Here is a 25,291-nt window from a genome sequence, read left to right as displayed (position 1 = left end):
AGCAGCACTAGATCAGCGCGAACTGCCCCTCCGGGCCCTCCTCGTGGTGGTCCAGCACGGAGGCCGGGCGGCGGGCCGCCCCCGGTACCGGCAGCAGCCCCGCCTCGCGCAGTTCGGTGGCCGTGATGGGCGCCGTGACGTTCAACTGTGCCTGCCGCGGCCGTACTTCCGCCAGCAGGGCCAGGATCGTGATCAGTTCCAGCAGCTCCGACGTCCAGTTCTGCGGCCAGGTCGCCGGGCGGATCGCCGTCAGCGCGCCCGGCTCTCCCTGCGCCGTACGGGCGGAGAACCACTGTTCCAGCACCCGGACACCGGCCACCTCGAAGTCCCAGGCCGGAGGCGGTACCGGGGCGATGCGGCCCTCGTCGACGTGCAGGGCCTCCTCGTCGCGGTCGTAGTGGAGGGTCAGGGGCCGGGAGGGGAGCGGGGCGCGGACGTAGGGGCGGCGCCCACCGGGGAGCTTCGGGCGGTCGCCGTCGCGGCGCATCAGCCACAGCATGCGGCGGCCCAGCTCGACGCCCCGCGTCCACAGATCGGGGTCCGCGGTGAGGGGGACGGTGAGACCGGGGCGCACTGTCGCGATGATCCAGGCCAGGACGTCCACGGGGGTGGGGGAGTGGCCGAGGCGGGACGCCAGGTGTTCCAGGAGGCCGGGGGCCAGGTTGGGTTCCCCGGCCCCGGGGCGGCGGTACAGCGGGCGGATGCGGCCGGGGCGGGCCAGCGGCAGGAGTGACGTCGCGAGCAGGAGGGGGCCGCCCGCGTCCGTGGCCGTCTCCACGGCGAAGATCTGGTGCTCGTCCGCCACTCGCCACAGCTCCGGCCGCGCGGTGTCGATCAGGCGGTGGTCGGGGATCAGCCACTGCTCGTCGAAGGGGGCCAGCAGGACGCGTATCGGCTCCGAACAGGGTCCCGACGCGCGCGACAGCTTCTCCGTGCCGCTCGTCTGGCCGGGCAGCCGGCCGACCGCAGAGTGCAGGGTGCGCGTGCGCGTCGGCTCGAACAAGGCCTCCCGGTCGGGGCCGTCGGCCTTCATCAGGGCGTCCCAGCGGGCCTTGAGGGATGCCGCGTCCGGCGCCGAGGGCCAGGCACGGCCCGGCCGCAGGGGTGCGACGGACCACGGCATGAGGTCCGCGAGCAGCGGAGCGTCGTCGTGCGTCACGCTGGGCATCGTACGACGTGGTCAGGTGGCCTCGAGGGTGACCGTGAAGGAGAAACGGTCCCCCCGGTAGTGGATGACGGCCACGTCCAGCGCGCGCCCGTCGCCGTCGTAGGTCACCCCCGTGTAGTGCAGGATCGGGCTGAGCAGCGGGACTTGGAGCAGCTGGGCCGTCTCCGGGTCCGCGAGCCGGGCCTCCACGGTGTCCGTGATGCGGCTGATGTCCGCTCCCACGACGTCCCGCAGCACCTTGGTCATCGGCCAGCGCACCAGGTCGTCCAGGTCGATGCGCTCGGCCAGTTCGGGGCGTACGTAGTTGCGGGCGTGGTTGGTCGGCTCACCCGTCTTCTCGTCGCTGCGCAGCCGGTGGTACGTCGCCACCTCGGCCAGATCCGGGAAGTGCTCGGCGAGTTCGCCCGGCACCGGGTGCACGCCGTGGTCGAGCAGTTCCGTCGCCATACCGGACTGCTGGGCGACGATCGCGTCAACCGAGCCCAGCAGCCGCACCGGGGCGCCCCTTTGCGCGCTGGGCTCGATGAACGTGCCGCGCCGGCGGTGGCGCGTGATGAGGCCCTCGTCCTCCAGTTCCTTCAGCGCCTGCCGCATGGTCAGCACGCTGACCCCGTAGTGCCCCGCAAGCTGCTCCTCGGTGGGCAGGCGCAGCGGATCCCCGGGCGCGCGGCCGAGTATCGAGGCACGCAGCGACTGCGACACCTGGTACCAGAGCGGCAGCTTGCGGTTCAGGACGATCGAGTCCGGGGCGAAGGAGGTCACGGGCCATCCGTACCGGTAGGGGGTCCTCAGTGCAAGGGCGAGCGGAAGTGGCGTTCGAGGCCCTGCCACACGTCGTCGTACCCGTGTTGCAGGTGCTCGGCCCGGGCGGCCTGCGGGGTGAGGGTCACCGGCCAGCGCGTCTCGAACATGAACGCCAGACCGTCGTCGATCTTCTGCGGCCCGAGCTCGGCCGCGCTCGCCCTCTCGAACGTCTCGCGGTCCGGGCCGTGGGCCGACATCATGTTGTGCAGCGAGCCGCCGCCCGGCACGAAGCCCTCGGCTTTCGCGTCGTAGGCGCCCTCGATCAGGCCCATGTACTCGCTCATCACGTTCCGGTGGAAGTACGGCGGCCGGAACGTGTCCTCGCCCACCAGCCAGCGCGGCGCGAAGACCACGAAGTCGACGCCCGCCAGTCCGGGGGTGTCGGACGGGGACGTGAGCACCGTGAAGATGGACGGGTCCGGGTGGTCGTACGAGATGGTCCCGAGCACATTGAAACGGCGCAGATCGTAGATGTACGGCACATGGTTGCCGTGCCAGGCGACGACGTCGAGCGGCGAGTGGCCGTAGGTGGCCGTCCAGAGGTTGCCGCAGAACTTGTTCACCACCTCCACCGGACCGTCGACGTCCTCGTAGGCGGCGACGGGCGCCCGGAAGTCCCGGGCGTTCGCGAGGCCGTTGGCGCCGATCGGGCCGAGATCGGGGAGACGGAAGGGTGCGCCGTAGTTCTCGCAGACGTATCCGCGGGCCGACTCGTCAAGCAGCTCCACACGGAAGCGCACCCCGCGCGGGATCAGCGCCACATGGGCGGGCTCCAGGTGCAGCATCCCGAACTCGGTGTGCAGCAGCAGTCCGCCACGCTCCGGGACGATCAGCAGTTCACCGTCGGCGTCGCTGAAGACGCGGTCCATGGAGGCGTTGGCGTGGTACAGGTGCACGGCCATGCCGGAGCGCTGGGTGGCGTCCCCGTTGCCCCCGAGGGTCCACAGGCCGGCCAGGAAGTCGGTTCCCGGCGGCGGCTCGGGCAGCGGGTTCCACCGCAGCCGGTTCGGGTCGGGCACCGACTCGGTGAAGGGTGCCGTACGGATGGCGCCGTTGTCCGCGCGGGTGAACGCGGGGTGCGCAGCCGAGGGGCGGATCCGGTACAGCCACGAGCGGCGGTTGTGCGCCCTCGGCTCGGTGAACGCCGTACCGCTCAGCTGCTCCGCGTACAGTCCGAGCGGGGCGCGCTGCGGTGAGTTGCGGCCCTCGGGCAGGGCGCCCGGAACCGCCTCCGAGCTGTGCTCGTTGCCGAACCCGCAGAGATAGGACAGCCCCTCCGCGATCTTCCTCGCGTCCCCGCTCATCGCCGCTCCCTCGTCGCTGATTCCTATGCATCACCGTAGGATTCGGCGGACGGGTGCGCAAGGGGGAAGGGCGTGGAGCGGAGGTGGAGAAACGGGTGGAGGCCGAGTGCGACTGGCGGGGGACATGAGAACCCGACTTCAGGGGGATCCGGCCGTCCGGGAGGGCGCAATACGCTCTCCGGCATGTCGTGGACGCGCGGACTGCTCGTCGCGCTCGCGGTGGGTGCCCTGCTCGGCGGCTCGGCGGGCTGCGCCTCCAGCGAGGCGCACGAGCGGAAGGGCGAGGTGTCGACCTCGCCGGTGGGCAAGGTACTGGACGGCACGGACGAGGAAGGGCGGCACTACCGTGAGATCGGCAAGAAGGACGCGCCCCAGGTGGCGATCGAGGTGCAGCCGGCCTCGGGTGGCGCCTGGGACGTCCGGCTGACGGTCCGCCGCTTCCGCTTCTCCCCTCCGGGTGTGCGCCCGGTGGCCGTGGCGGGCCGCGGCACGGCCCGGCTCTACCTGGACGGCCACGCCCTCACCCGGCTGCGCACCCGCGACTACCGCCTGCCCGGCCGGCTGGTCCCGCGCGGCACACACCACGTCACGGCCCGGCTGTACGCGGACGACCAGACGGTCTGGGCGGTGGACGGCAAGCCGGTGGAGAGCACGGCGGACATCACGGCGTCCGGGACGGACGAGACGCCGAGCCCGGTGTCCGGGACGGAGGAAACCCCGAACCCGGCGTCCGGGACGGAGGAGACGCCGAGCCCGGCGTCCGGCACGGAGGAGACGCCGAGCCCCGCGAGCACGGGATGAACTCCGCGCACGCCCGATGAGTGCAGAGGCCACCGATTCCCGTACAGAGAAGCGAGGTTCACCTGCACCCGTCGGAAAGGCATGATGAAGCCCGTGCCCCAAGCGACATCGCTGCGCCGCGCGCCCGTCCAGCGCCGTAGCGCCGAACGACTGACCAGAATCCTCGACGCCTGCGCCGACCTGCTCGACGAGGTCGGTTACGACGCCCTCAGCACCCGGGGGGTGGCCCTGCGCGCGGGCGTCCCCATAGGCTCCGTCTACCGCTTCTTCGGCAACAAGCGGGCCATGGTCGACGCCCTGGCCGAACGGAACCTGGAGCGCTACACCGAGCGTGTCGCCGACCGCCTGACCGAGGCGCAGGGCGAGGGCGGCTGGCGCACCGCCATGGACGCCATGCTCGACGAGTACCTGGACATGAAGCGCACGGCACCCGGGTTCTCCCTCGTCGACTTCGGCAACCAGATCCCGGTCGGCGCCCGTCACGCCGAACCGAACCACCGCGTCGCCGACCGGCTGACCGAACTGCTGTCGGCGTACCTCGGCCGAGAACCGGACGAGGCCCTGCGCCGCACGCTGCTGATCGCGGTGGAAACCGCGGACACCCTGGTCCACCTGGCCTTCCGGGTGTCCGCGGAGGGAGACGAGAAGATCATCGCGGAGATGCGGGAGCTGCTGCGGGCGTACCTGGCCAGGGCGCTCGACTAGCCGGGCGCGTGGTGCGCTGTGGCGGGAGTCACCGTGCGGTCCGGGGGCTCCCCAGCATGCATACCGGTCGGTATGCTCGCCGTGTTCGTGCGCCATCCTCGTCGCCGTCCCACCGGGAGGACCCGTGTCCCGCACCGCCCTGCGTATCTGCCCCCTCTGTGAGGCCACCTGCGGGCTGACGCTCACCATCGAGGACACCCGGGTCACCGGCGCGCGCGGCGACCGGGATGACGTGTTCAGCAAGGGGTTCATCTGCCCGAAGGGCGCCTCGTTCGGGGCCGCCGACTCCGACCCGGACCGGCTGCGCGGGCCCCTCGTGCGCCGGGACGGGGAGTTGCGCGAGGCCACCTGGGAGGAGGCGTTCGACGCCGTCGCCCTCGGGCTGCGGTCGGTCGTCGAGCAGTACGGGCCGCACGCCGTCGGTGTCGTCCTGGGCAACCCCAACGTGCACACGATGGCCGGCGGCCTCTACCCGCCCGTCCTGCTCGCCGGTCTCGGCACCCGCAGCGTCTTCACCGCCTCCACGCTGGACCAGATGCCCAAGCACGTCTCGAGCGGGCTGCTCTACGGGGACGCGAACGCCATCCCCGTGCCCGACCTCGACCGCACGGACCACCTGCTGCTGATCGGCGCCAACCCCCTCGAGTCCAACGGCAGTCTGTGCACCGCCCCCGACTTCCCCGGCCGGCTCAAGGCCCTCAAGGCCCGCGGCGGCACCCTCACCGTGATCGACCCGCGCCGCACCCGCACCGCCCGGCTCGCCGACCGCCACGTCGCGATCCGCCCCGGCACCGACGCGCTGCTGCTCGCGGCGATGGCGCAGGTCCTGTTCGAGGAAGAGCTCGTCGACCTCAAGGACCTCGCCCCGCATGTCCAGGGACTCGACGAACTGGCCGCGACCATAGGGGACTTCACCCCCGAAGCCGCCGCGGCGGCGTGCGACGTCGACGCCGGCACCATCCGCACCCTCGCCCGGGAGCTCGCCGCCGCCCCCACGGCCGCCGTCTACGGCCGCATCGGCAGCTGCACCGTCCCGCACGGCACCCTCGCCAGCTGGCTTGTCGACGTCCTCAACGTCCTCACCGGCAACCTCGACCGGCCCGGCGGCGCCCTCTTCCCGCTGTCGGCCACCGACAGGACGCCCCGGCCCGCCGGACCCGGCCGCGGCTTCGCGCTCGGCCGCTGGCACTCGCGGGTGCGACGGCACCCCGAGGCCAAGGGCGAGCTGCCGATCTCCGCGCTCGCCGAGGAGATCGACACCGCCACCGACGAGGGCAGTCCGATCCGCGCCGTCATGGCGGTCGCCGCCAATCCCGTGCTCTCCGCCCCGGACGGCGACCGCCTCGACAAGGCACTCGGCTCCCTGGACTTCATGGTCAGCGTCGACCCGTATCTGAACGAGACCTCGCGCCACGCGCACGTCGTGCTGCCGCCACCCCCGCCCTCCCAGGCACCGCACTTCGACTTCGCCTTCAACACCCTCGCCGTGCGCAACCAGGTCCGCTACACCCGCGCCGCCGTCCCGCTGGAGCCCGGCCGCATGGCGGAGACCGAGATCCTCGCGCGGCTGGTGCTCGCCGCGACAGGCATGCACGGCGCCGAGCCTTCCGCCGTCGACGACCTCGTCATCGGCCAGACCCTCGGCAAGGCCGTCACCGAGGCCCGCTCGCCCGTCCACGGCCGCGACCCGAAGGAGCTTGCCGCGCAGCTCAGCGGCGACAGCGGCCCCGAACGGCGGCTCGACATGATGCTGCGCCTCGGCCCGTACGGCGACGGGTTCGGCGCCCGGCCCGACGGGCTCACCCTCGAGAAGCTGCTCGCCCACCCGCACGGCATCGACCTCGGCCCCCTCGAGCCCCGGTTGCCGCAGCCGCTGAAGACCGTCAGCGGCAAGGTCGAGCTGCTGCCGGGGCCCATCGCGGACGACCTGCCGCGCCTGAAGCAGGCGCTGAGCGAGCGTGCCGACGGGCTCCTGCTCGTGGGGCGGCGTCATCTGCGGTCCAACAACAGCTGGTTGCACAACGTGCCCGCGCTCACCGGCGGCTCCAACCGCTGCACCCTGCACCTCCACCCCGAGGACGCCGAGCGGCTCGGACTCCACGACGGCGCTCCCGTACGGGTCAAGGGCGCCGGGGGAGAGGTCACCGCGCCCGTCGAGATCACCGACGGCATCCGGCCCGGTGTCGTCAGCCTTCCGCACGGCTGGGGCCATGACCGGCCCGGCACCCGGATGAGCCACGCCGCCCTCGACCCCGGCGTCAACGTCAACCAGCTCCTCGACGGCAGTCTGCTCGACCCGCTGTCGGGCAACGCGGTGCTCAACGGCGTGCCCGTCGAGCTCGCGCCCCTCCCCGCACCCCGCTGACCTGGAATTTTGCGCTTATTGCTCGCACGTCAACTACTTGTTAACCCTTCTTTACGCGACCTAACGTCAACGCACCCCCGGCCCCCGTGGGGGTGTTCAAGGGCGAACGTTAGGTATCCACTCATGCTGACCATCCTCGGCTTCGCCATGATCGCGACCTTCCTGGTCCTGATCATGATGAAGAAGATGTCGCCGATCGCGGCGCTCGTGCTGATCCCCGCGCTTTTCTGCGTGTTCGTCGGTCAGGGCGCCAAGCTCGGCGACTACGTCATCGACGGCGTCACCGGCCTCGCGCCCACCGCGGCGATGCTGATGTTCGCGATCGTCTACTTCGGTGTGATGATCGACATCGGTCTCTTCGACCCGGTCGTGCGGGGCATCCTGCGCTTCTGCAAGGCAGACCCGCTCCGCATCGTCGTCGGCACGGCGGTCCTCGCCGCGATCGTCTCCCTCGACGGCGACGGCTCGACCACCTTCATGATCACGGTCTCGGCGATGTACCCGCTGTACAAGCGCCTGAAGATGAGCCTGGTCGTGATGACCGGCGTCGCCGCCATGGCCAACGGCGTGATGAACACCCTGCCGTGGGGCGGTCCCACCGCCCGAGCCGCGACCGCGCTGAAGCTGGACGCCAGCGACATCTTCGTGCCGATGATCCCCGCTCTCGCCGTCGGCCTGCTGGGCGTCTTCACCCTCGCGTACGTCCTTGGCCGCCGCGAACGCAAGCGGCTCGGCACGCTGACGCTGGACGAGGTCCTGGAGCCGCAGGAGGCCGAGACGGTGCTCGTCGGGGCGGGCGGTTCCGGCGGCGGTACCGGCAAGGGACGCACGGCCACCGGCGCCTCCGGCTCCGGCACGGACGCCGATGCCACCGAGTCCGCCGCCGAGGACGGCTTCCAGGGCCTCGACCCCAACCGGTCCACCCTGCGCCCCAAGCTGTACTGGTTCAACGCGCTGCTCACGGTCGCCCTGCTCACCGCCATGATCATGGAGTGGCTGCCGATCCCGGTCCTGTTCCTGCTCGGCTCCGCACTCGCGCTCACCGTCAACTTCCCGCACATGCCCGACCAGAAGGCCCGCCTCGCCGCGCACGCCGAGAACGTCCTCAACGTCTCCGGCATGGTCTTCGCCGCCGCCGTCTTCACCGGCGTCCTGCAGGGCACCGGCATGGTCGAGCACATGGCCAAGTGGCTGGTGAACAACGTCCCGGACGGCATGGGCCCGCACATGGCCCTCGTCACCGGCGTGCTGAGCATCCCGCTCACGTACTTCATGTCCAACGACGGCTTCTACTTCGGCATCCTGCCCGTGCTCGCCGAGGCGGGCCAGGCGCACGGTGTCTCCAGCCTGGAGATCGCCCGCGCATCGCTGATCGGCCAGCCGCTGCACATGTCCAGCCCGCTGGTGCCCGCCGTCTACGTCCTCGTCGGCATGGCCAAGGTGGAGTTCGGCGACCACACGCGGTTCGTGGTCAAGTGGGCCGCGCTGACATCGCTGGTGGTCCTCGGGGCGGGAATCCTGTTCGGCATCATCTGATCATTCGTAGACCGATCACTCGTTGTCGATCATTCGTTGGAGGACGTCCTCATGAGGCCCGGTGGGAACCGCGGCTGGCTGCTCCGCCTCGTCATCGCCTTCGGCTTCGCGCAGGGGGCGGTGTCGATGGCCCGGCCCGCCGTCTCCTACCGGGCCCTCGCGCTGGGTGCGGACGACCGCGCAGTCGGAGTCATCGCCGGTGTGTACGCACTGCTGCCGCTGTTCGCCGCGGTACCGCTGGGCCGCCGTACGGACCACGGCCGGTGCATGCCGCTGCTGGTGACCGGTGTGGTCCTGATCTCCGGCGGCTGCGCGCTCAGCGGGGCCGCGGGCTCCCTCGCGGCGATGGCCGCGTGGAGCGGCGTGATGGGCCTCGGCCACCTGTGCTTCGTCATCGGCGCCCAGTCGATCGTGGCCCGCCGGTCGGAGCCGCACGAACAGGACCGCAATTTCGGCCACTTCACCATCGGCGCCTCCCTCGGCCAGCTCGTCGGCCCGATCGCCGCCGGCGCCCTGATCCACGGCCCGGACCGGGCGGCCACCAGCGCGCTCGCCCTGCTGGTGGCGGGCGCGGTCGCCGCGGTCGCGTTCACCTCGCTGTGGCGCATCGAGCGCCGTACGGCCACGACGGCCCGTACCGCGCGCGGTGACCGCGTCCCCCTGCACCGCATCCTGCGCGCCCGCGGTGTGCCGGCCGGCATCCTGATCAGCCTCGCCGTGCTGTCCGCCACGGACATCCTCACCGCGTACCTGCCCGTCGTCGGCGACCACCGCGGCATCGCCCCGGCGGTCGTCGGCCTGCTGCTGAGCCTGCGTGCGGCGGCCACCATCGCCTGCCGTCTCGTCCTCACGCCGCTGCTGCGGCTGCTCGGCCGGACCGTCCTGCTCGCCCTGACCTGCCTGGTGGCGGCGCTGCTGTGTGCCGGGATCGCGCTGCCGGTGCCGGTGTGGGCGCTCGGCGCGATGCTCACCGTGCTCGGGTTCTGCCTGGGTGTCGGGCAGCCGCTGTCCATGACGACCGTCGTGCAGGCCGCACCCGGCGACGCCCGCTCCACCGCCCTCGCCCTGCGGCTGACCGGCAACCGCCTCGGCCAGGTCGCCGCGCCCGCCGCGGCGGGACTGGTGGCCGGAGTGGCGGGCGTGGCCGCGCCGTTCGTGATGCTGGGCGCGCTGCTGCTGGTCTCCTCCGGGATCGCGCTGCGTGCGCCCGCGAGGGAGCCGCAGGGGGCGGACTCGTCCGTGCGGCGGGGCGCGGCGGCCGGCCGGACCTGAAGCCGCCTCCAGACCGTCCCTCACGGCCGACCTGCTCCGGATGACAGGCCCTACGCTGACCTCCCGGAGCCCCCTGGCGCCACAAAACTACCGGCGCTAGTTTGGGGCGGACGACGCTGCCCGCCCGGGAGGAAGACGATGAAGGCACATGACGGCATGTACATCGACGGCGCCTGGCGCCCCGCCGTCGGCGCGGACACCATCGAGGTCGTGAACCCGGCCGATGAGCAGGTCATCGGCCGGATCCCGGCGGGCACCGCCGAGGATGTCGACGCAGCGGTACGCGCCGCCCGTGCCGCCTTCCCCGACTGGGCCGCCACCGCCCCGGCCGAGCGGGCCGCCCGGCTCGCCGCCCTGCGCGACGTGCTGGTCGCCCGGAAGGACGAGATCGCCGAGACGGTGACGGCGGAGCTGGGCTCCCCGCTCCCGTTCTCGCAGAACGTGCAGGTCGGCCTGCCGATCGCGGTCGCGGGATCGTATGCCGAACTGGCCGCCACGTACTCCTTCGAGGAGAAGGTCGGCAACTCCACGGTCTACCAGGAGCCGGTCGGCGTCGTCGGCGCCATCACCCCCTGGAACTACCCCCTCCACCAGATCGTCGCCAAGGTCGCCCCGGCGCTGGCGGCGGGCTGCACGGTCGTCCTGAAGCCGGCCGAGGACACGCCGCTGACCGCCCAGCTCTTCGCGGAGGCCGCCCACGAGGCGGGTCTGCCGGCCGGGGTCTTCAACCTCGTCACCGGCCTCGGCCCGGTCGCGGGCCAGGCGCTCGCCGAGCACCCGGGTGTCGACCTGGTCTCCTTCACCGGCTCCACGGCGGTCGGCCGGCGGATCGGCGCCACGGCGGGAGCGGCCGTGAAGAAGGTGGCCCTGGAACTGGGGGGCAAGTCCGCGAACGTCATCCTGCCGAGCGCGGACCTCGCCAAGGCGGTCAACGTGGGTGTCGCGAACGTCATGTCCAACTCCGGCCAGACGTGCAGCGCGTGGACGCGGATGCTGGTGCACCGGGAGCGGTACGAGGAGGCGGTCGAGCTCGCCGCGACGGCCGCGACGAAGTACGGGGACCGCATCGGCCCGGTGGTGAACGCCGGGCAGCAGGCGCGGGTGCGCGGTTACATCGAGAAGGGCCTCGCGGAGGGCGCCCGCCTGGTCGCGGGCGGCCCCGAATCCCCCCGGGAGCGCGGCTACTACGTGCAGCCCACCGTCTTCGCCGACGTCACCCCCGAGATGACGATCGCGCAGGAGGAGATCTTCGGCCCCGTACTGGCGATCCTCCCCTACGAGGACGAGCAGGACGCCCTGCGGATCGCCAACGGCACGGTGTACGGGCTGGCCGGCGCGGTATGGGCCGGGGACGACACGGAGGCGGTCGCGTTCGCGCGGCGCATGGAGACCGGGCAGGTCGACATCAACGGCGGACGCTTCAACCCCCGCGCCCCCTTCGGCGGTTACAAGCAGTCCGGGGTCGGCCGGGAGCTGGGCGCACACGGCCTCGCCGAGTACCTGCAGACCAAGTCCCTCCAGTTCCAGGAGCGTTGAGCCAGATGGTCGTCCGTGCCGCTGTACTGCCCGCCGTCGGTGCCCCGCTGGAGGTCACCGGGATCGAGCTGCCCGAGCCCGGCCCCGGCCAGGTCCGGGTCCGGCTCGCCGCCGCCGGGGTCTGCCACTCCGACCTGTCCCTGTCCAACGGCACCATGCGGGTGCCGGTGCCCGCCGTCCTCGGTCACGAGGGCGCGGGCACGGTGGTGTCGGTGGGGGAGGGCGTCACCCATGTCGCCCCCGGTGACGGAGTGGTCCTCAACTGGGCGCCGTCCTGCGGGAGCTGCCACGCCTGCGCACGGGGCGAGGTGTGGCTTTGCGCCGACGCGCTCACCGGCGCCGGTGCCGTCCACGCCCGCCGCGCGGACGACGGCACGGATCTGCACCCCGGTCTTAACGTGGCCGCGTTCGCGGAGGAGACCGTGGTCGCCGCGTCCTGTGTGCTCCCGGCCCCGGACGGCGTGCCGTTGACCGACGCGGCCCTGCTGGGCTGCGCCGTCCTCACCGGATACGGGGCCGTGCACCACGCGGCGAAGGTACGGCCGGGGGAGACGGTCGCGGTGTTCGGCGTCGGCGGGGTGGGCCTCGCGACCCTCCAGGCGGCGCGGATCGCGGGCGCCGAGAGGATCGTCGCGGTGGACGTGTCCCCCGCGAAGGAGGAGTTGGCGCGAGGGGCCGGCGCGACGGACTTCCTGCTCGCTTCCGACACCACGCCCCGCGAGATCCGCGGCCTCACCGACAAGCAGGGCGTCGACGTGGCGGTGGAGTGCGTGGGCCGGGCGGCCACCATCCGCGCCGCCTGGGACTCCACTCGCCGCGGCGGCCGTACGACGGTCGTCGGCATCGGCGGCAAGGACCAGCAGGTCACCTTCAACGCCCTGGAGATCTTCCACTGGGGCCGCACGCTGACGGGCTGCGTCTACGGCAACTCCAACCCGGCCGAGGACCTGCCGGTCCTGGCCGAGCACGTCCGGGCGGGCCGCCTGGACCTGGGCGCGCTGGTGACGGAACGGATCGCGCTGGAGGGCATCCCGGCCGCCTTCGAGAACATGCTGGCGGGCAAGGGCGGCCGGGCGCTGGTGGTGTTCTGAAGGCCTGGGGTCGTCCCGTGCCTAGGACTCGGCGGCCGGCACCTGCTCGGGCGTGGCGTGCGGTTCCGGGGCCGGAGGCGGTGTGCGGGGACGCGACCGTGACACCGCCACTCCGGCCAGGCACAGCGCGCCACCCGCGAGCGTGACCGGACCCGGCACCTCCTGGAGGAAGAGCCAGGACATCAGGACCACCAGCGCGGGCACCGCGTACGTCGTCGCGCCCATGCGGCTCGCGGTCGTCCGGGCCAGGGCGTACGCCCAGGTGGTGAAGGCGAGCGCGGTCGGGAAGACGCCCAGGTACACCATGTTGAGCGTGGCGGACGCCGGCGCGCGGGCCGCGTCGTGCACCAGCTGTCCGGCGAACGGCAGACAGACGACCGCGCCCACCAGACACCCGAACGTCGTCGCCTGAAGCGCGCTCGCCGCACCCAGCGCGGGCTTCTGCGCGACGACACCGGCCGCGTAGGCGCCGGCGGCGAGCAGGCACAGCACCACCCCGAGCACCGAGGATCCACCGTCACCCGACATCGACAGGCCCACGGTCACGGCACCGGCGAAGGACACCGCCATGCCCCCGAGCAGCCGCGGCGGCATGGCGTCCCCCAGCAGCCGCGCACTCAGCAGCGCGATCAGGATCGGCCCGATGTTCACCACCAGTGCGGCGGTCCCGGCGTCGACCTGCTGCTCGCCCCAGTTGAGCACGACCATGTAGAAGCCGAACCACAGCAGCCCGGATATCGCGATCCCGCGCCACGCCGCACGCGGCGGCAAACCTTCCCGCCGCAGGAGACAGATCACCCCCAGCGCCAGTGCCCCGGCCAGCAGCCGACCGAGGGCCAGCGCGCCCGGCGCGTACGCGGCGCCCGCGCTGCGGATCGAGACGAAGGCGGAGGCCCACAGCAGCACGGTGACGGTGGCCGCGCCGGCGGCCAGACGGGAGGGGGAGGCGTTCATCATTCTCCAGAGGCTAGGAGGGCAGGGGTGGGAGTGCTCGCGGATTTCCGTCGTGACGTGCTCAGCGCAGCGCCGCCGCCTCGATCCCGAGCAGCCGCGACAGCGCGTGCTCGCCCTCGGCCGTGACCTTCACGGCCCGCTCGGAGCCGATGCGGACGCACCAGCCCGCGTCCAGGGCGTGCCGGCACAGCGCGGCGCCCGCGACACCCGCGAGATGGGGGCGACGCTCGGTCCAGTCGAGGCAGGCGCGGGCCAGGGGCCTGCGGCCCTTGCGGTCGAGACGGATACCGGCGGTGTCGAACCAGGCCAGGCCCGCGTCGGTCAGCGTGAACCCGGTGTCCCCGTTTTCGCTCGTCCGCTTCCCGGGTGCTCCAGCCGGTGGTGAGAGCCCGACCGTGCTCGACCCTTCGGGCCTCCGCGCTGCCCCACGCCCGGCTTCGCTCACGCGGCGGGACCCCCATGGGCTCTCGACACCGGCGCGCCCCTCCGGTTCCCCCGTGGCACTCAGCAGCCCCCGCGCGGTCAGCGCGTCCGTGACGGCGATGCCGAGCCGCCCCGCGAGGTGGTCGTAGCAGGTGCGCCCGCGTGCCATCGCGGACCCGGCACTCGCCTCCCGCAGCGTGCGCGGACGCCCGGCTCCGGCGTCCGGCGCCACCTGCGCGGCGAGGTCCTCGACGATCTGGGCGACCCGCGCGTCGGCGAGCCGCACATACCGGTGGCGTCCCTGCCGCTCCTCTGCGAGCACCCCGCCCGCGACGAGCTTGCCCAGGTGCTCGCTCAGCGTCGAGGCGGCGACCCCGGCGTGCCGCGCCAGCTCACCGGCGGTCCACGCCCGGCCGTCGAGCAGCGCCAGCAGACACGCGGCCCGCGTCTCGTCGGCGATCAGCCCCGCGAGCCCGGCGAGCCCGGCCGCCGTACCGTCCTTCCTCGTCGTCATGCGTCCAGCATCGACCACGGACACTTCGGCGCTGGCCGAAGCATGCCCCGCCTGCGCTACACGGGGCGCTTCACCTGCTCGTACTGCCGCTCCAGTCCGTCCAGCAGGGCCGCCAGCCCCGTCTCGAAGGCCCGTTCGTCGATCTTCTCCTGCTGGTCGGCGAGGAGGTGGGCCTGCCCGAGGTGGGGGTAGTCGGCCGGGTCGTACGCCGCCGCGTCGTCGACGAAACCGCCCGCGAACGAGCCGAGAGCCGAGCCCATCACGAAGTAGCGCATCAGCGCGCCGATGGAGGTGGCCTGCGCGGGCGGCCATCCCGCGTCGACCATCGCCCCGTAGACCGCGTCCGCGAGGCGCAGCGCGGCCGGGCGACGGCCGGGCCCGCGGGCCAGGACGGGCACGATGTTCGGGTGGTCGCGCAGCGCGGCCCGGTAGGAGACCGCCCAGTCGTGCAGCGCGGTCCGCCAGGGCCGGCCGTCCTCGAACATCGACAGATCGACCTGCGCGCTCACCGAGTCGGCGACCGCCTCCAGGATCTCGTCCTTGGTGCGGAAGTGGTTGTACAGCGACGGGCCGCTGACCCCGAGTTCGGCGGCGAGCCGGCGCGTGGAGACGGCCGCGAGGCCTTCCGCGTCCACCAGAGCCCGCGCCGTGGCGACGATGCGGTCGGTGCTGAGGAGGGGCTTGCGCGGTCGGGCCATGGCGCACATAGTAGGGCTGCGCTGGAAAACTAGCGGCGCTAATTTAAATGTGCCGCATTCAATGATCTGCCCGAGGGGTGACGTGTCGTGAACCTGGAGCTCAGCGAGGAGCAGGTGGCCGTGCGACGGCTGGCCGAGGAGTTCGTGACCCGCGAGATCGCCCCGCACGTCGTCGCCTGGGACCGGGCGGAGGAAGTGGACCGCTCGATCGTCAAGAAGCTCGGCGAGGTCGGCTTCCTCGGGCTCACCATCGACGAGGAGTACGGCGGCGCGGGCGGCGACCATCTCGCGTACTGCCTGGTGACCGAGGAACTGGGACGCGGCGACTCGTCCGTGCGCGGAATCGTGTCCGTCTCGCTCGGCCTGGTCGCCAAGACGATCGCCGCCTGGGGGAGCGAGGAGCAGAAGCGCCGCTGGCTTCCGGGGCTGACGTCCGGGGAGTACGTCGGCTGCTTCGGGCTCACCGAACCGGGCACCGGATCCGACGCGGGCAACCTCGCCACCAGGGCGGTACGCGACGGCGACCACTACGTGATCAACGGCACCAAGATGTTCATCACCAACGGCACCTGGGCCGACGTCGTCCTCCTCTTCGCCCGCTCCACCGACGCCCCCGGTCACAAGGGCGTCTCCGCCTTCCTCGTCCCCACCGACACCCCCGGCCTGACCCGCCGCGCCGTGCACGGCAAACTCGGCCTGCGTGGCCAGGCGACCGCCGAACTGGTCCTTGAGGACGTCCGCGTCCCCGCCTCCGCGATGCTGGCCCCGGAGGGCAAGGGTTTCTCCGTCGCCATGTCCGCGCTCGCCAAGGGCCGGATGTCGGTGGCGGCGGGCTGCGTCGGCATAGCCCGGGCCGCGCTGGAGGCGGCGGTGACGTACGCGGGCGAACGGGAGCAGTTCGGCAGGACCATCGCCCACCACCAGCTCGTCCAGGAACTCCTCAGCGACATCGCCGTCGACGTGGACGCCGCACGGCTGCTGACCTGGCGCGTCGCCGACCTGATCGACCGCGGACTGCCCTTCGCCGTCGAGTCCTCCAAGGCCAAGCTGTTCGCCTCCGAGGCAGCCGTCCGCGCCGCGAACAACGCCCTTCAGGTCTTCGGCGGCTACGGCTACATCGACGAGTACCCCGTGGGCAAACTGCTGCGGGACGCCCGGGTGATGACCCTCTACGAGGGCACCAGCCAGATCCAGAAACTGGTCATCGGGCGGGCGCTGACGGGCGTTTCGGCGTTCTGAGTACCGCTGTGAGTACGCGTGCGGATGTCCCGGCGCCGCCGTCCGCCGACCCTGGTCCACATGAGTGAGACTCCGGTCAGACAGCAGAACACGGCCGCCTTCTACGGGCAGGCCGTGGCGTCCTTCGCCATCGCCCTGGTGGCCACCGCCGTCGGGATCTTCCGACTGCACGCCGACGCCTGGGTGCGCGCCTTCCTCGGGATCGCCGTCCTGTACCTGGTGACCTCCGCCTTCACCCTCGCCAAGGTGATCCGGGACCGCCAGGAGGCCGGGCAGATCGTCAGCCGGGTCGACCAGGCCAGGCTGGAGAAGCTGCTCGCCGAGCACGACCCCTTCGAAAAGCTCTGAGCGGGCACACTAAGCGCCCGCTCACCTTCGGAGGTATGGTGTTCGTCCTGCCAGTGGAAGGGGCGAGCGATGAGTACGGCGGAGGAGACGGCCGGCGGCGAGATGGAGCCGTGGGCCGAGGTGACCCCGGACGCGGCCCGGCGGCTGCTGGTCGCCGCGGTCGAGGCCTTCGCCGAACGCGGCTACCACGCCACGACGACCCGTGACATCGCGGGCCGCGCCGGAATGAGCCCGGCCGCGCTCTACATCCACTACAAGACCAAGGAAGAGCTGCTTCACCGCATCAGCCGCATCGGTCACGACAAGGCCCTGGAGATCCTGCGCACGGCGGCCCGGCGCGAGGGCAGCGCGACCGAGCGGCTCGCCGACGCCGTGAGCTCCTTCGTCCGCTGGCACGCCGGACGGCGCACCACCGCGCGGGTCGTGCAGTACGAACTGGACGCGCTCGGCCCGGACGCCCGCGCCGAGATCCTGGCTCTGCGCCGTCAGGTGGACGCCGAGGTGCGCGGGATCGTCGAGGACGGCGTGGCCGCGGGCGAGTTCGACGTGCTGGACGTGAAGGGGACGACGCTGGCCATCCTCTCCCTGTGCATCGACGTCGCCCGCTGGTTCAACGTCGACGGGTCCCGGACCCCCGAGGAGGTCGGCGCGCTCTACGCCGACCTCGTGCTGCGGATGGTGGGGGCGCGGAAGTAGGCGCCCCGCCCGGCCGGGTGTCAGAGGTAGTAGCGCGCGACCGACTCGGCGACGCACACCGGCTTGTCGCCGCCCTCGCGCTCCACGGTGAAGGCGACGGCCACCTGCACGCCGCCCTGCACCTCCTCGACGCCCGAGATCGTCGCGGTGGCGCGCACCCGGGAGCCGACCGGCACCGGGGCGGGGAAACGGACCTTGTTGGTGCCGTAGTTGACGCCCATCTTCACGCCCTCCACCTTGATCAGCTGCGGCCCGAACAGCGGGAGCAGCGACAGCGTGAGGTAGCCGTGCGCGATGGTGGTCCCGAAGGGGCCCTGGGCCGCCTTCTCCGGATCCACATGGATCCACTGGTGGTCGCCGGTCGCTTCCGCGAACAGGTCGATCCGCTTCTGGTCGATCTCCAGCCAGTCGGTGTACCCCAGCTGCTCGCCCACCGCCGCCTTCAGCTCGTCGGCGGACGTGAAGGTCCTCGGCTCTGCCATGTTCCCGGCCTTTCGCGTCACGAAATCACGATGTCTAAGCAACTGCTTAGCATGGTCGGGTGCGGCACCGGTGTCAACGGACGACGCCTGTGCCGCGGTGGGTAGGCTCTGGAAGGTGCCCCAGATCCCGGAGAAGATCCACGAGCTGACCGTCGGCCAGTTGTCCGCCCGCAGCGGCGCCGCCGTCTCCGCCCTGCACTTCTACGAGTCCAAGGGCCTGATCAGCAGCCGCCGCACCGCGGGCAACCAGCGCCGCTACTCCCGGGACGCACTGCGCAGGGTCGCCTTCGTACGGGCGGCGCAACGGGTGGGCATCCCGCTGGCCACGATCCGCGAGGCGCTGGCGCAGCTCCCGGAGGAGCGCACACCCACCCGCGAGGACTGGGCCCGCCTCTCCGTGGCCTGGCGCTCCGAACTGGACGAACGCATCAAGCAGCTGAGCCGCCTGCGGGACCACCTGACCGACTGCATCGGCTGCGGGTGCCTGTCCCTGGAGACATGCGTACTGTCCAACCCGGACGACGTGTTCGGCGAACGGCAGTCGGGCTCCCGCCTGATGGTGGAACGCCGCAAGCGGTAGCTCCCCGCCGCCCGGCGAGCAGTCGTCTCCCCCAGAGCCCTGACGGCCTGGAGGACCCCAGGGCTGCACGGGTGGGCGCTGGGGCCACCCCCTCCTCGACGAGCTGGGGGAGGCGCCCCGCAGGCGCCCGGCTGCGCGCGTCCTCCCGGCTCGCCCCGGCACCGGGCACCCGTCGGCCCCAGGCTCACCTCCGCGCCCTGTCCCGGTGGGTCAGGAGCCGCTGACAACGGGGGTGCGGCATCCCCCGGCGCACCCCCACGATCCGGGCCCTAGGCCGACACGAGCAGTCGCGCGCGCCTGGTCCGTGCCAGGGCTCCGGGTGTCAGCACGTGAGAGGGCACCAGGATGCCGCAGTCCGTGCAGACCGGGCCCGACGACGGCTCATGGGCCAGGTCGTATCTCCATGTGAGGCGCTCACCGGCGCACACCGGACACGATGAGCCCGGCTCGCGCTCCAGTGCGGCGATGAGCCGGCGCAGCACCTCCGCCAGCGGTTCATGAGGGTGGACCCGCGGGTCGTCGCACCACGCGACCCCGAAACCGCCCCACGTCAGCCGGTGCCAGTCGTCCACACTGCCCGGCCGGCGCAGCCCGTCGTGCTTCTCCTTCCTGCGGCGCTCCGTGAACTCGGCCTCGTAGGTGAGCCACACGGACCGGGCCTCCTCCAGTTCCTCCAGTGCGGCCACGAGCCGCGCCGGATCGGGGGAGCGGTCCTCGGGCCCGAACCCGGCCCGGGAGCACAGGTGGTCCCAGGTCGCCCTGTGCCCGTAGGGGGCGAACTTCTCAAGGCACTTGCGCAGTGAGTAGCGCCGTAGTGCCAGATCGCACCTCGGATCACGGACCTGTCTCGCCAGACTCCGGAAACCGGCCATCGCCCTGCACCTCCGTCACAACTGCACCTGTACTTCGGTCACTTCGGCGTCGTCCTGGGGACGTCGCCGAATAGACGTATCGACACGCGATTCGGCTCCATCGGATTTCCGATGACCTCCAAAAGCACTTGCCGGACGGTTGAAAAACTGACGCATGTTCATCTTCAATCGCGGGGATACCGGCGGTAACGTCCGCCCGCCCATTCCCCCAAGCTCTCGCCTCCGCTCGAGCAGGGGGGACCCCCATCGTCGGAGGAGCTGCCATGCCACGGCGCACCCCACGCACCGCCCTCGACAGACTGAGAACTCCTCGCAGAACCCCCAAGTTCCTCAAGGCCGCCTCGATATGCGTGCTCATCGCGGGGCTTTTGTCCCCGACCGCCGCGGCCACCGCCCAGGCGGCCACGGGCACCGCGGAGGCGGCCGCGTCGAACGACTACTGCGGCGGCCAGTGTTCGGACATCCTCCCGCCCGGCGAGAACGGCAATGCCACCCTCGCCCAGATCCTGCTCAACCAGGCCTTCGGCACCCAGCCCGACCACGCCGAGGACCAGCTCGGCCCCTACGCCAACCTGGCCACCGGCTACTCCACCCTCACCGACGCGAAGATCAACAACTTCTTCAACGACGCCTCGTTCGGCGTCCCGTCCGATCAAGTCGCCTCCACCGAGAAGCCCGCCGGTCGCGGCGACGTGACGATCGTCCGCGACAAGAAGACGGGCGTCCCGCACATCACCGGTACCACCAGGTACGGCACGGAGTTCGGCGCCGGGTATGCCGCGGCTGAGGACCGGCTGTGGCTGATGGACGTCTTCCGGCACGTGGGCCGCGGACAGCTCACCTCCTTCGCGGGCGGCGCCGCCGCCAATCAGGGGCTCGAGCAGGAGTTCTGGCGCAACGCGCCCTACACCGAGGCAGACCTCCAGGCGCAGATCGACAACGCGGTGGCCGCCGCCGGCGACCGCGGCAAGCAGGCCCTCGCCGACGTCAATGCCTATCTGGCCGGCGTCAACGCCTACATCGACGCCTCCGACAGCGGCCGCTACTTCCCCGGCGAGTACGTCCTGACCGGCCACAAGGACTCCATCACCAACGCCGGCACCATCGAGCACTTCAAGGTCACCGACCTGGTGGCACTCGCCTCCGTCATCGGCGCGCTCTTCGGCTCCGGCGGGGGCGGCGAGGTCAACAACGCGATCTCCCTGCTGGCCGCCCAGTCCAAGTACGGCGTGGAGGAGGGCACCAAGGTCTGGGAGTCCTTCCGCGAGCGCAACGACCCAGAGGCCGTCCTCACCGTCCACAACGGCGAGAGCTTCCCGTACGCGACCAAGCCGTCGAGCCCCCAGGGCGAGGCGCTGCCCGAGGCGGGCTCGGTGACCCAGGAACCGCTCGTCTACGACCGCACCGGGAGCGCGGCGACCTCGAGCGCGACGAGCGCGTCGAAGACCGCGGCCACCACCGCCCTGACCTCCGCCAGGCGCGGCATGTCCAACGCCCTCGTCGTGAGCGGCAAGTACACCGCGAGCGGCCACCCCATCGCCGTCTTCGGCCCGCAGACCGGCTACTTCGCACCCCAGCTCCTCATGCTCCAGGAGATCCAGGGGCCCGGCATCAGCGCCCGCGGCGCATCCTTCGCGGGCCTGAGCATGTACGTCGAACTGGGCCGCGGCCAGGACTACTCGTGGAGTGCGACCACCTCCGGCCAGGACATCATCGACACCTACGCGGTCGAGCTGTGCCAGGACGACTACCACTACCTGTACCACGGCACCTGCACCGCCATGGACAAGATCGAGCAGAAGAACTCCTGGTCACCCACGACCGCTGACTCGACCCCGGCCGGCTCCTACACCATGCGCGTGTGGCGCACGAAGTACGGGCCCGTGGAGTACCGCGCCACGGTCGGCGGCAAGAAGGTCGCCTACACCACCCTGCGCTCGTCCTACCTGCACGAGGCCGACTCGATCATCGGCTTCCAGATGCTGAACGACCCCGACTACGTCAAGGGCCCGAAGGACTTCCAGAGCGCGGTCCAGCACATCAACTACACCTTCAACTGGTTCTACGCCGACTCCCAGCACACCGCGTACTACAACAGCGGCGACAACCCGGTGCGGGCGAGCGGTGTCGACGCCGAGTTCCCCGTCTGGGCGCAGGCGGCGTACGAGTGGCGCGACTGGGACCCGGCGACCAACACGGCCGACTACACCCTGCCGTCCCAGCACCCCAACTCCGTCGACCAGGACTACTACATCTCCTGGAACAACAAGCAGGCCAAGGACTACACGGCCGCTCCCTGGGGCGAGGGCTCGGTCCACCGCGGCAACCTGCTCGAGGACCGGGTGAGGAAGCTGGTAGCGGCCGGCGGGGTGACCAGGCCGGCCCTCGTGAAGGCGATGGCGGACGCGGCTCTCGCGGATCTGCGCGCCGAGGACGTGCTGCCGAAGCTGCTGAAGGTCGTCAACAGCAGTACGGTGACGGACTCCACCGCCGCGGCGGCGGTCAGCAAGCTGCAGGCCTGGGTGACGGCGGGCGCCAAGCGCACGGAGACCTCGGCCGGGTCGAAGTCGTATGCCAACGCCGACGCCATCCGCATCCTGGACGCCTGGTGGCCACTGCTGGTGAAGGCCGAGTTCCAACCGGGCCTCGGCAGCGACCTGTACACCGCCTTCGGCAACAACCTGCCGATCGACGAGTCCCCGTCGGCCGCGCACGGCCCGACCGGCTCGCACGCCGGAAGCTCCTTCCAGTACGGCTGGTGGAGCTATGTCGACAAGGACATCCGGGCGGTCCTCGGGGAATCGGTGCAGGGCCCGCTCGCGCAGAAGTACTGCGGGGGCGGCAGCCTGAGCGCCTGCCGTGACATCCTGATCAGCACGCTGAAGCAGGCGGCGGGCATGACCGCGTCCCAGGTCTACCCGGGCGACGACCAGTGCTCCGCCGGTGACCAGTGGTGCGCCGACTCGATCGTCCAGCGCACCCTGGGCGGCATCAAGCACGGCAGGATCAGCTGGCAGAACCGGCCGACGTTCCAGCAGGTGGTGGAGTACACCTCGCACCGGTAGGCCGGGAGGCGACGTGCGGCGGCGGGTCAGCCCACCCGGCCCGCCGCCAGCACCACCCGGGCCAGCTCCGGATGCACGATGTCGCTGTGCGCCCCCGTCGGCGGACCGCCGTGGCAGACCACCGCGCAGGCGTCGACGTTGACGCAGCCGGACGCCGGCAGTCCGCCACCGAGCGCGTCGGCGAGCGTCAGGCTGCGCGTACCGTCCACCGCCTGGACCCCGTCGTGCCCCATCGCGCCCCACCGGGGGCCGAGCAGCCGGCCGATGTCGAAGTCCGCCGTGAAGTCCCCGGTCAGCGACCGGTCGTCGTCCGCCATGCGGGACGCCAGCGGGTAGAACGTGCCGAGCGCCGAGTCGAAGTGGGAGTAGCAGCACACCACGGGGCCGTCGACCCGGTTCTGCTGCCCGTCCAGCACCCCGCTCGTATGCGGGTCCTCCGGCAGCCGGGCCGCGAAGGCGTAGTGCGAGAAGGCGCCCTGCAGCAGCGTCACCGACTTCACGGTGCGCACCCCCTCCGGCAGCCCGCGCAGCGCGAACGACACCAGCCGCCCGCCGAAACTGTGCCCGACCAGGTGCACCCGCACCCCCGGCGCCGCCTGCGCCAGCTGCCCGACCACCTGCCCGAGACCCCGCTCGCCGACCGTCCCCGCGCGCCGCTTCATCGCGTAGTACGTGGCTTGTCTGAGCAACTCGCGCGCCCCGTCCCACATCCCCTTCGGCGTGAACGAGAACCCTTCCGGGGACTCCCCGCCGACCGACTGGACCTGCTCCAGCGCCCGCGCGAAGCTCCGGCACACCTCGGCCGTGTCCCCGGTCAGCATCCCGGGCTCGTCCTCGGGCGCCCCCTGCGTCAGGGTGTCCGCGGCGAACGAGGCCTGCGGCCCCTGCGGCCGCACCTCCACCAGCAGTCGTACCAGCCGCCCGAACTCCTCCAGCGAGGCACCGTCGTCCGGGTGCCGCTCCAGCAGCCGTGAGAGCTGCTCCACCACGGTCGCACGGCCGGGGAACACCTCGTGCAGCGCGTGGCGGCTGTCCTTGTCCAGCAGCGGAGCCGCCGGCACCTCGGCCGCGACAGACGGCGGGAAATGGGGGATCGGCTCGTCCGCGAACATCATCGACGGCCAGATGACGCCCACGTAACCGAGGCGGGCCCTGGGCGCGATCAAGGGCATCGGCGCGAAGAAGCTGCTGTAGAGCCGAGTGGCGCCGGAGCGCTGGTTGTTCCAGCCGTGCGCGAAGACCAGCAGGTCGCGTACTCCCCGCCGCGTCACCTCCGCGAGCAGCCGGTCCCGCTCCGGCCCGTCGACGTCGCCGTCCGCGTCGAAGGTCAGCTCCCAGTAGGGACTCACACTCACTGCCGGTACCGCCATGACGGGCCCCCTTGCCCCGAGGTCGAGCGCGCTGTGCGCAGTGCGCGCATCGTCCTGCGGGCGGGCACGGTTGGCCATACGTCACGCTCATCCGTACAGCAGGTACTCCTTACGGATCCGCCGGAAGGCGGCCAACTCGTCCTGCCACGCGGCCACCACCTCGTCGGCCGTGGCGCCGGCGTCGATCATAGTGCGCACCCGCGCGGAGCCCGTGAGCTTGTCGATCCAGTCGTCGGAGCGCCAGGCGAAACCGCTCCACACCTTCTTGGCGGTCACGAGCAGCGCGATCCCGGTGCGGACGGGGTCGTAGGCGGCCCGGTCGTACACATGGATCTGCACTCCACCGATCGTCTTCCCCTGGAACTTGGAGAAGGTGGGCGCGAAGTACGCCTCCCTGAAGTGCACGCCCGGCAGCCCCAGTCGCTCCGCTTCCGCTGCCCACCGGCCGTCGACGCCCTCCGCGCCGAGGAGTTCGAAGGGGCGGGTGGTGCCGCGTCCCTCGGACATGTTCGTGCCCTCGAACAGGCACGTCCCCGAGTACACCAGTGCGGTGTCGGGTGTCGGCATGTTGGGGCTCGGCGGCACCCAGGGCAGCCCGCAGGCGTCGTAGAAGTCGGACCGCCTCCAGCCGGTCATCGGCACGGTGTCGAGCGGGACGGGCGTGGTCAGGAACTCCCCGTTGAACAGCCGCGCCAGCTCCGCGACCGTCATCCCGTGCGCCTGTGCGATCGGCTGCCGGCCGACGAAGGTCGCGAACTCCCTGTGCAGGACCGGGCCGAGGGCGGCGCGTCCGGTCACCGGGTTCGGCCGGTCGAGGACCATGAACCGCTTGCCGGCGAGCGCGGCGGCCTCCATGCAGTCGTAGAGGGTCCAGATGTAGGTGTAGAAACGGGCGCCCACGTCCTGGATGTCGAAGACGACGGTGTCCACACCGGACGCGGTGAAGATGTCGGCGAGCGGCCGGCTGCTCTTCAGGTACGTGTCGTAGACGGGAAGCCCGGTTGCCGGGTCGTCGTAGCGGCCCTCCGATCCACCGGCCTGGGCGGTGCCGCGGAAGCCGTGCTCGGGGCCGAAGACCGCGACCAGGTCCACCCCGGGGTCGGCGTGCATCACGTCCACGATGTGGCGCACGTCCCTCGTCACACCCGTGGGATTGGTCACGATGCCGACCCGGCGGCCCGCCAGCGGCGCGTAGCCGTCCGCCGCCAGCCGTTCGAAACCGGTGCGCAGCCGCCTGCCGCCGCCGGCCCGGGACGCTGCGGGGAACGGCACGGTCGCCGCCGTTGTGGCGGCGAGCAGCCCTCGTCTGGACAGCCTCATGCGATGACCTCCCTGCTCGATGGAACTGTCATGCCCGCGTAATGGCTGGCGAAGCAGCCTCTTCCCTCGTTACATACCGACTGGTTAGTCTGGTCGCCGTACAGAGCCGACGGCAGCAGAGCCGGTGCGTGTCGCGTCGAAGGAGACC

General features: G+C 71.7%; 22 protein-coding genes. 12 read left to right on the top strand and 10 right to left on the bottom strand.

Annotated features, from left to right (window positions below):
- Nucleotides 1-7: 7 nt before the first annotated feature.
- Genes N8I84_RS09435 through hmgA form a run of 3 tightly spaced genes read right to left on the bottom strand, consistent with a single transcriptional unit; the run spans nucleotide 8 to nucleotide 3,276 of the window.
- Nucleotides 8-1,168 (bottom strand): type ISP restriction/modification enzyme, encoded by a 1,161-nt coding sequence (locus tag N8I84_RS09435; protein WP_263229107.1) that lies wholly within the window; start codon nucleotides 1,166-1,168, stop codon nucleotides 8-10.
- A gap of 12 nt (nucleotides 1,169-1,180) precedes the next feature.
- Nucleotides 1,181-1,930: a GntR family transcriptional regulator gene (locus N8I84_RS09430; protein ID WP_263229106.1), complete on the bottom strand. Its 750-nt coding sequence runs from the start codon at nucleotides 1,928-1,930 to the stop codon at nucleotides 1,181-1,183.
- A gap of 26 nt (nucleotides 1,931-1,956) precedes the next feature.
- Nucleotides 1,957-3,276: a homogentisate 1,2-dioxygenase gene (hmgA, locus tag N8I84_RS09425; RefSeq protein ID WP_263229105.1), complete on the bottom strand. Its 1,320-nt coding sequence runs from the start codon at nucleotides 3,274-3,276 to the stop codon at nucleotides 1,957-1,959.
- A gap of 183 nt (nucleotides 3,277-3,459) precedes the next feature.
- Here hmgA and N8I84_RS09420 point away from each other — a divergent pair, with 183 nt between their 5' ends.
- The 7 genes from N8I84_RS09420 to N8I84_RS09390 all read left to right on the top strand — a co-directional run bounded on the left by N8I84_RS09420 (nucleotide 3,460) and on the right by N8I84_RS09390 (nucleotide 12,582).
- Nucleotides 3,460-4,077 carry a hypothetical protein gene (locus N8I84_RS09420; RefSeq protein ID WP_263229104.1) on the top strand — a complete coding sequence of 206 codons (618 nt, stop codon included), beginning with the start codon at nucleotides 3,460-3,462 and terminating at the stop codon, nucleotides 4,075-4,077.
- A gap of 84 nt (nucleotides 4,078-4,161) precedes the next feature.
- Nucleotides 4,162-4,782 (top strand): TetR/AcrR family transcriptional regulator, encoded by a 621-nt coding sequence (locus N8I84_RS09415; RefSeq protein WP_263234711.1) that lies wholly within the window; start codon nucleotides 4,162-4,164, stop codon nucleotides 4,780-4,782.
- 124 nt (nucleotides 4,783-4,906) lie between these two features.
- Entirely contained in the window at nucleotides 4,907-7,147 is a 2,241-nt protein-coding gene (locus N8I84_RS09410) for a molybdopterin oxidoreductase family protein (RefSeq protein WP_263229103.1), read from the top strand.
- A gap of 123 nt (nucleotides 7,148-7,270) precedes the next feature.
- Entirely contained in the window at nucleotides 7,271-8,683 is a 1,413-nt protein-coding gene (locus N8I84_RS09405; RefSeq protein ID WP_263229102.1) for a CitMHS family transporter, read from the top strand.
- Nucleotides 8,684-8,734: 51 nt separating this feature from the next.
- Nucleotides 8,735-9,955: an MFS transporter gene (locus N8I84_RS09400; protein WP_263229101.1), complete on the top strand. Its 1,221-nt coding sequence runs from the start codon at nucleotides 8,735-8,737 to the stop codon at nucleotides 9,953-9,955.
- Between the two features lie 138 nt (nucleotides 9,956-10,093).
- A complete protein-coding gene (locus N8I84_RS09395) occupies nucleotides 10,094-11,491 on the top strand; it encodes an aldehyde dehydrogenase family protein (protein WP_263229100.1) in 1,398 nt (465 codons plus the stop codon).
- A 5-nt stretch (nucleotides 11,492-11,496) separates the two neighbouring features.
- On the top strand, nucleotides 11,497-12,582 hold the full coding sequence (locus tag N8I84_RS09390) for a Zn-dependent alcohol dehydrogenase (protein WP_263234710.1): 1,086 nt from the start codon (nucleotides 11,497-11,499) through the stop codon (nucleotides 12,580-12,582).
- 21 nt (nucleotides 12,583-12,603) lie between these two features.
- Here N8I84_RS09390 and N8I84_RS09385 read toward each other — a convergent pair whose 3' ends face one another.
- From N8I84_RS09385 to N8I84_RS09375, 3 genes are all read right to left on the bottom strand, one after another.
- Nucleotides 12,604-13,536 (bottom strand): DMT family transporter, encoded by a 933-nt coding sequence (locus N8I84_RS09385; protein ID WP_263234709.1) that lies wholly within the window; start codon nucleotides 13,534-13,536, stop codon nucleotides 12,604-12,606.
- A gap of 61 nt (nucleotides 13,537-13,597) precedes the next feature.
- Entirely contained in the window at nucleotides 13,598-14,473 is an 876-nt protein-coding gene (locus tag N8I84_RS09380) for an ArsR/SmtB family transcription factor (protein WP_263229099.1), read from the bottom strand.
- A gap of 56 nt (nucleotides 14,474-14,529) precedes the next feature.
- Nucleotides 14,530-15,171, bottom strand: a complete 642-nt coding sequence (locus tag N8I84_RS09375) for a TetR/AcrR family transcriptional regulator (protein ID WP_263229098.1) — start codon at nucleotides 15,169-15,171, stop codon at nucleotides 14,530-14,532.
- A gap of 87 nt (nucleotides 15,172-15,258) precedes the next feature.
- Between N8I84_RS09375 and N8I84_RS09370 the strand changes: the two genes are divergently transcribed.
- The 3 genes from N8I84_RS09370 to N8I84_RS09360 all read left to right on the top strand — a co-directional run bounded on the left by N8I84_RS09370 (nucleotide 15,259) and on the right by N8I84_RS09360 (nucleotide 17,454).
- Nucleotides 15,259-16,410, top strand: coding sequence for an acyl-CoA dehydrogenase family protein (locus tag N8I84_RS09370; protein WP_263229097.1), 1,152 nt, complete (start codon nucleotides 15,259-15,261; stop codon nucleotides 16,408-16,410).
- Between the two features lie 60 nt (nucleotides 16,411-16,470).
- On the top strand, nucleotides 16,471-16,758 hold the full coding sequence (locus tag N8I84_RS09365; RefSeq protein ID WP_200421396.1) for a YiaA/YiaB family inner membrane protein: 288 nt from the start codon (nucleotides 16,471-16,473) through the stop codon (nucleotides 16,756-16,758).
- Nucleotides 16,759-16,827: 69 nt separating this feature from the next.
- Nucleotides 16,828-17,454, top strand: coding sequence for a TetR/AcrR family transcriptional regulator (locus N8I84_RS09360; RefSeq protein ID WP_263229096.1), 627 nt, complete (start codon nucleotides 16,828-16,830; stop codon nucleotides 17,452-17,454).
- A 20-nt stretch (nucleotides 17,455-17,474) separates the two neighbouring features.
- On the opposite strand, the gene N8I84_RS09355 is transcribed toward N8I84_RS09360, so the two are convergent.
- Nucleotides 17,475-17,936: a MaoC family dehydratase gene (locus N8I84_RS09355; RefSeq protein ID WP_200421394.1), complete on the bottom strand. Its 462-nt coding sequence runs from the start codon at nucleotides 17,934-17,936 to the stop codon at nucleotides 17,475-17,477.
- Between the two features lie 115 nt (nucleotides 17,937-18,051).
- Between N8I84_RS09355 and soxR the strand changes: the two genes are divergently transcribed.
- The gene (soxR, locus tag N8I84_RS09350; protein WP_263229095.1) at nucleotides 18,052-18,516 is read left to right on the top strand and encodes a redox-sensitive transcriptional activator SoxR; all 465 of its coding nucleotides are present in this window, start codon (nucleotides 18,052-18,054) and stop codon (nucleotides 18,514-18,516) included.
- A gap of 269 nt (nucleotides 18,517-18,785) precedes the next feature.
- Here soxR and N8I84_RS09345 read toward each other — a convergent pair whose 3' ends face one another.
- The gene (locus N8I84_RS09345) at nucleotides 18,786-19,388 is read right to left on the bottom strand and encodes a hypothetical protein (protein ID WP_263229094.1); all 603 of its coding nucleotides are present in this window, start codon (nucleotides 19,386-19,388) and stop codon (nucleotides 18,786-18,788) included.
- Between the two features lie 263 nt (nucleotides 19,389-19,651).
- On the opposite strand from N8I84_RS09345, the gene N8I84_RS09340 reads away from it, so the two are divergent.
- A complete protein-coding gene (locus N8I84_RS09340) occupies nucleotides 19,652-22,453 on the top strand; it encodes a penicillin acylase family protein (RefSeq protein WP_263229093.1) in 2,802 nt (933 codons plus the stop codon).
- Nucleotides 22,454-22,479: 26 nt separating this feature from the next.
- Here the strand turns inward: N8I84_RS09340 and N8I84_RS09335 are convergent, their stop codons facing one another.
- Together N8I84_RS09335 and N8I84_RS09330 are read right to left on the bottom strand one after the other, a co-directional pair.
- Nucleotides 22,480-23,823, bottom strand: a complete 1,344-nt coding sequence (locus N8I84_RS09335; protein WP_263229092.1) for a serine-threonine protein kinase — start codon at nucleotides 23,821-23,823, stop codon at nucleotides 22,480-22,482.
- Nucleotides 23,824-23,910: 87 nt separating this feature from the next.
- Nucleotides 23,911-25,143, bottom strand: a complete 1,233-nt coding sequence (locus N8I84_RS09330) for an exo-beta-N-acetylmuramidase NamZ family protein (RefSeq protein ID WP_263229091.1) — start codon at nucleotides 25,141-25,143, stop codon at nucleotides 23,911-23,913.
- Between the last annotated feature and the right edge of the window lie 148 nt (nucleotides 25,144-25,291).

The organism is Streptomyces cynarae, from assembly GCF_025642135.1.
GTDB lineage: Bacteria > Actinomycetota > Actinomycetes > Streptomycetales > Streptomycetaceae > Streptomyces > Streptomyces cynarae.
The sequence above is the reverse complement of the archived record's forward strand: the minus strand, read 5'-3'. Positions and strand labels throughout refer to the sequence as shown.

Bases quoted from the DNA above. Each gene is read 5' to 3' on its own strand.
- N8I84_RS09435 (WP_263229107.1), bottom strand. From the start codon at position 1,168: ATGCCCAGCGTGACGCACGACGACGCTCCGCTGCTCGCGGACCTCATG.
- hmgA (WP_263229105.1), bottom strand. From the start codon at position 3,276: ATGAGCGGGGACGCGAGGAAGATCGCGGAGGGGCTGTCCTATCTCTGC.
- N8I84_RS09420 (WP_263229104.1), top strand. From the start codon at position 3,460: ATGTCGTGGACGCGCGGACTGCTCGTCGCGCTCGCGGTGGGTGCCCTG.
- N8I84_RS09415 (WP_263234711.1), top strand. From the start codon at position 4,162: ATGAAGCCCGTGCCCCAAGCGACATCGCTGCGCCGCGCGCCCGTCCAG.
- N8I84_RS09405 (WP_263229102.1), top strand. From the start codon at position 7,271: ATGCTGACCATCCTCGGCTTCGCCATGATCGCGACCTTCCTGGTCCTG.
- N8I84_RS09400 (WP_263229101.1), top strand. From the start codon at position 8,735: ATGAGGCCCGGTGGGAACCGCGGCTGGCTGCTCCGCCTCGTCATCGCC.
- N8I84_RS09395 (WP_263229100.1), top strand. From the start codon at position 10,094: ATGAAGGCACATGACGGCATGTACATCGACGGCGCCTGGCGCCCCGCC.
- N8I84_RS09390 (WP_263234710.1), top strand. From the start codon at position 11,497: ATGGTCGTCCGTGCCGCTGTACTGCCCGCCGTCGGTGCCCCGCTGGAG.
- N8I84_RS09385 (WP_263234709.1), bottom strand. From the start codon at position 13,536: ATGAACGCCTCCCCCTCCCGTCTGGCCGCCGGCGCGGCCACCGTCACC.
- N8I84_RS09380 (WP_263229099.1), bottom strand. From the start codon at position 14,473: ATGACGACGAGGAAGGACGGTACGGCGGCCGGGCTCGCCGGGCTCGCG.
- N8I84_RS09375 (WP_263229098.1), bottom strand. From the start codon at position 15,171: ATGGCCCGACCGCGCAAGCCCCTCCTCAGCACCGACCGCATCGTCGCC.
- N8I84_RS09365 (WP_200421396.1), top strand. From the start codon at position 16,471: ATGAGTGAGACTCCGGTCAGACAGCAGAACACGGCCGCCTTCTACGGG.
- N8I84_RS09360 (WP_263229096.1), top strand. From the start codon at position 16,828: ATGAGTACGGCGGAGGAGACGGCCGGCGGCGAGATGGAGCCGTGGGCC.
- N8I84_RS09355 (WP_200421394.1), bottom strand. From the start codon at position 17,936: ATGGCAGAGCCGAGGACCTTCACGTCCGCCGACGAGCTGAAGGCGGCG.
- N8I84_RS09345 (WP_263229094.1), bottom strand. From the start codon at position 19,388: ATGGCCGGTTTCCGGAGTCTGGCGAGACAGGTCCGTGATCCGAGGTGC.
- N8I84_RS09340 (WP_263229093.1), top strand. From the start codon at position 19,652: ATGCCACGGCGCACCCCACGCACCGCCCTCGACAGACTGAGAACTCCT.
- N8I84_RS09335 (WP_263229092.1), bottom strand. From the start codon at position 23,823: ATGGCGGTACCGGCAGTGAGTGTGAGTCCCTACTGGGAGCTGACCTTC.
- N8I84_RS09330 (WP_263229091.1), bottom strand. From the start codon at position 25,143: ATGAGGCTGTCCAGACGAGGGCTGCTCGCCGCCACAACGGCGGCGACC.